This is a genomic window from Halorubrum sp. Eb13 (assembly GCF_002252895.1).
GTDB lineage: Archaea > Halobacteriota > Halobacteria > Halobacteriales > Haloferacaceae > Halorubrum.
In genome coordinates this window covers 1-4,275 of record NZ_NHPE01000025.1, presented here as the reverse complement: position 1 = coordinate 4,275, position 4,275 = coordinate 1, and the positions used below count along the sequence as shown (strand labels likewise).

At 71.8% G+C, this 4,275-nt stretch carries 5 protein-coding genes; 2 read left to right on the top strand and 3 right to left on the bottom strand.

Annotation, left to right across the window (positions count from 1 at the left end; genetic code table 11):
• The coding region (locus DJ75_RS02255; protein ID WP_141211951.1) for a M28 family metallopeptidase at positions 1–920 on the top strand (920 nt) is incomplete at its 5' end.
• Between the two features lie 41 nt (positions 921–961).
• On the opposite strand, the gene nadE is transcribed toward DJ75_RS02255, so the two are convergent.
• A complete protein-coding gene (nadE, locus tag DJ75_RS02250) occupies positions 962–1,954 on the bottom strand; it encodes an NAD(+) synthase (RefSeq protein WP_094522255.1) in 993 nt (330 codons plus the stop codon).
• A gap of 418 nt (positions 1,955–2,372) precedes the next feature.
• On the opposite strand from nadE, the gene DJ75_RS02245 reads away from it, so the two are divergent.
• Positions 2,373–2,921: an Rrf2 family transcriptional regulator gene (locus DJ75_RS02245; protein WP_094522254.1), complete on the top strand. Its 549-nt coding sequence runs from the start codon at positions 2,373–2,375 to the stop codon at positions 2,919–2,921.
• Here the strand turns inward: DJ75_RS02245 and truA are convergent.
• Both truA and DJ75_RS02235 read right to left on the bottom strand, forming a co-directional pair.
• Positions 2,918–3,832, bottom strand: coding sequence for a tRNA pseudouridine(38-40) synthase TruA (gene truA, locus DJ75_RS02240; RefSeq protein ID WP_094522253.1), 915 nt, complete (start codon positions 3,830–3,832; stop codon positions 2,918–2,920). The genes DJ75_RS02245 and truA overlap by 4 nt on opposite strands.
• Positions 3,829–4,275 (bottom strand): universal stress protein (locus DJ75_RS02235; protein WP_094522252.1); only part of this gene is annotated, 447 nt, incomplete at its 5' end. The genes DJ75_RS02235 and truA, both read right to left, overlap by 4 nt.

Sequence of the window (4,275 nt, the reverse complement as noted above, 5' to 3'; positions counted from 1 at the left end):
GCGCGGTCGGCTTCGTCTTCGTCAACCACCTCGACGGGCAGCTCCCGCCGACGGGCTCGCTGACGTTCGGCGGGGAGGCCGACGCTGTCGCGGTCGGCGTCTCCAAGGAGTCCGGCGCGTGGCTCCGGGAGTACGCGGCCGGCGGAGGCGGCGCGGGCGGGACGCACGTCGCGAGCGACGCGGCCGCCGAGGCCGAGCTCACCGTCGAGGCGACGACCGAGCCCGGCGAGAGCCGGAACGTCGTCGGCCGCGTCGGGCCCGACACGGACGAGCGGCTCCTGTTGCTCGCCCACTACGACGGCCACGACATCGCGGAGGGGGCGCTCGACAACGGCTGCGGGATCGCGACCGTGGCGACCGCGGCGGGGATCCTGACCGAAGCGGAGCTTCCGATCGGCGTCGACGTCGTCGCCGTCGGCGCCGAGGAGGTCGGGCTCCTCGGCGCGGAGCACCTGGCCGAGACGGTCGACCTCGACCGGATACGGGGCGTGATCAACGTCGACGGCGCGGGGCGCCACCGGGACCTCGTCGCGCTCGCGCACGCCTCCGACGCGGCCGCGTCGGTCGCGAGGTCGGTGTCGACGGCGACCCGCCAGCCGATCGCGGTGGACGCGGAGCCGCACCCGTTCTCCGACCAGTGGCCGTTCGTCCGCCGCGGGGTGCCGGCGCTCCAGCTTCACAGCGACTCCGGCGACCGCGGCCGCGGCTGGGGTCACACGCACGCGGACACGCGAGACAAGGTTGACGACCGGAACGTCCGGGAGCACGCGATGCTGACGGCGCTGCTCGTCTGCGAGTTCGCGGCCGCCGAGCGCGACGTGCCCCGGCTCGACCGCGAGGAACTCGTCGCCGAGTTCCGCGACGCCGACTTCGAGACGGGGATGCGCGCGGCCGACCTCTGGCCCGACGGCTGGGAGTAGCGCGCGTCAGTCGTGCGGTACGGAGGGAGTGACGGAGAGGGCTACGGCCCGCGCCCGGTCGGCACGGTCGGCGTCGTGCGCTTGTGAGCCGTGGCCCGGTGTCGGTCGAGAAGGTCGGCGACGGTCTCCTCGTCGACGTCGACGCCGCCCTCCTCGTCGACGTCAACGTCGTCCTCCTCGCCGTCCGACAGCCGCTCCGCGATCGCCGCGGCGCCGAGCCCGCGGTCGACGCCGAGCCGGAGCACGCGGTCGATGACCTCGTACGGGGCGCCCAGATCGTCGGCGTCGCGCTGTCCGGGGAGGAATCCCGCGGTCGGCGGCTTCTCGACGACGAACTCGGGGACGTCGAGCTCGGACGCGAGGGCGCGGACCTCGGTCTTGTACAGGTGCCCGATCGGGTGCACGTCCGCACCGCCGTCGCCGTGTTTCGTGAAGTAGCCGAGCAGCAGCTCGCTCCGGTTGGCCGTCCCGCAGACGAGGCGGTCCGTCGCGTTCGCGGCGAGGTACGCGAGCGTCATCCGGAGCCGAGCGACGGCGTTGCCGGACAGGACCGGTTCGTCGTGGAGATCGAAGCGGTCGGGCGCGACCGCCCCGAACTGCGCGAACAGCGAGTGGAGGTGGACCGTGTCGTGATCGATCCCGAGCGCCTCGGCCAGTGCCTCGGCGTCGCGAGCGTGGTGCGCGCCGACCTTGTTACACGGGAGTATCAGCCCGTACACGCGGTCGGCGCCGAGCGCCTCGACGGCCAGCGCCGCGGTCACCGTGGAGTCGAGCCCGCCGCTCATGTTGACCACGACCCCCTCGGCACCGGCGGCCGCGACCCGCGAGTCGAGGAACGAGCGGACCCGCTCGCGCTCGTCACCGGGGTCGCGGAGGCGACGGTCCCCGTCGCCGGTGACGTCGTCGGGAACCGACTCGCCGGCGTGCGGTCCGTCGGTCGCAGCCGTCTCGTCGCGAGCGTCCGACCGGACCGAACTCGCGGCGCGCCCGTCTAACGAGTCGCCCTCGAAGGCGGGAGACCCCCGATCACTCATCGTTCGGGCCTCCGGTCGTCCCCGTCGTCGCTCCGCGGTTCCACGGCGTGGCGCGGTCCGGGACCGCGGCTCGGCGGGGACCCGACCGCGGTCGACCGTCGGTTCGACGATTCATGTTCGACTCCCGCTTCCGAACGGACGGGTAAATACCCACGGTGCCAACTATATAAGGTATTGTGAGAATTATCTCAGATACCAGTGTAAATACGGAATACTGATAAAGAAATTCGGGGTCATACAGCGAAAGATAGCTGATACGCAGATTGTGTCTCATATGGAGTAACAGGAGTTCTGTTCTATGTGCATTTTGGCACTAATAACATATGTTTGTGGGATTACTTGGCGCCCAATTACTGTATCAAGAATATAAGGTGCGTAGAAGCAAACGTTTATCCATATCAATTTGTTGGATTCGTGTATGTCGACGATACAGCTCACGACGAGTCAGAAACGCGTCTTGACCGCGCTCGTGAACCTCGCGGAAAACGCCGATCTCCCGGTCTCCGGGGGTGACATCGCCGAGTCGATCGATCGCAAAGCCGGCACGGTCCGGAACCGGATGCAGAGCCTTCGGGACCTCCGGCTGGTCGAGGGCGTCCCGGGGCCCGACGGCGGGTACGTCCCCACCGACGGCGCCTACGAGACTCTCGGCGTCGAGCGGATGGACGACGCCGAGACCACGCCGGTCGCCGTCGACGGCGACCCGGTAGAGGGCGTGAACGTCGAGGAGATCGACCTCTCCAGCGTCGCCAACCCCGAACTCTGCCGCGCTGAGTTGGTGATCCGCGGCCCGGTCGGTCCTTTCGAGGCCGGCGATCACGTCACCGTCGGTCCGACGCCGGCCGCCGGGCTGCGCCTCTCGGGGACCGTCGACGCCACGAACGTCGACGGCAACACCCTCCTCCTGCGCGTCGACGGGATGGAGACCCCGTCCGCCGACGCCGCCGAGGTGAGCGCGGCCGACTAAGAGGCGTCGCCGTCGCGGCGCTCCGCGGACTCGACGCGGTCCCCCGACGCGATCCGGTCCCGGATCGCCCCCGTCGCGGCGGCGGCGTGACGGGCCGTCTGGTACCGCTCTCCGAAGGCGACGCGGGCGCTCTCGGCGGCCTCCCGGTCGACGTCGAAGGCGACCCCGTCGTACGCGACGTCCCACAGCACCAGCGGCTCGGGCGGCGCGGGGCCGACGCCGAGTTCCCCCGGCACCGGCTCCGCGTCGAGCAGGCGGTCGATCCGCGACGGCTCGGTGTGGCCCCGTCCGACCGCCCGGACCGCGGCGACGAGCCGGCGGACCAGCGCGCGCGGGAAGCCGTCGGCGGCGACTTCGACCACGAGCAGGTCGCCGTCCCGGGACGCGGTCGCGGTCAGGCTCCGGACGGTCCCCGCGTCGTCGCTCGTCAGGTTGTGGAAGTCGTGGCGGCCCGAGAGCCGATCGAGGGCGTCGCGGACGCGTCCGTCGTCCACGGCGCCGTCGGGGGCCGGCGAGGAGGCACCCGCCGCGGGCGCGTAGAGGTGGTACCGGTACGTCCGCCGGACCGCGTCGTGCGTCGCGTGGAACCCGTCCCGGACGTCCGCGGCCGCCCAGACGCGCACCGATCCCGGGAGGTGCCCGTTGAACGCCCGCGGCGTGAGCCACGTCGGCGCCTCGAACGCGACCGTCTGCGCGACCGCGGAGACCCCGGCGTCGGTGCGGCCCGCCGCGGCGTAGCCCGGCGGCGTCGCGTGCGTCGGCCCGTCCCCGCGATCGAGCAGTCCGTGTTCCGCGAGCGCCCGGAGGAGGGTGCCTTCGACGGTCGTCGCGTGGGGCTGGCGCTGGAAGCCGGCGTACTCGCGGCCGTCGTACGCGACCCGGAACGCGCGGGTCGTCGCGGCGGCGGTCACGTCCCGTCTGCGGACCGGTCGTCGCCCCCGTCGGCGTCGCCCGTCGTCGCATCCTCTCCCGTCGTCGCGTCGTCGCCGTCCACGGCCATCGGCACGGTGACGACGGGAACGGAAGAGACCCGGACTATCTTCTCGGTGACGCTTCCGAGGAGGACTCGCCGGAGGCCGCTGCGAGTGTGGCTCGGCATCACGACGATGTCGGCGCCGGTGTCCTCAATGGCGGCCTCGATGATGTCGATCGGCTCGCCCTGCCTGACGTCGCCGACGACATCGACCCCCGCGTCATCGAGCTCCGCGGTCACCGTCTCGACGCGCTTTCGCGCGGCGTCCTCGATCCGTTCGGCGAACGCTCCGGCCTGCGGCCCGCCGAGCGTCTGCGCCAGCGTGTCGACCGCGGAGACGACGTGGACGGTGGCGTCGTAGCGCTCGGCGAGGCTGGCGGC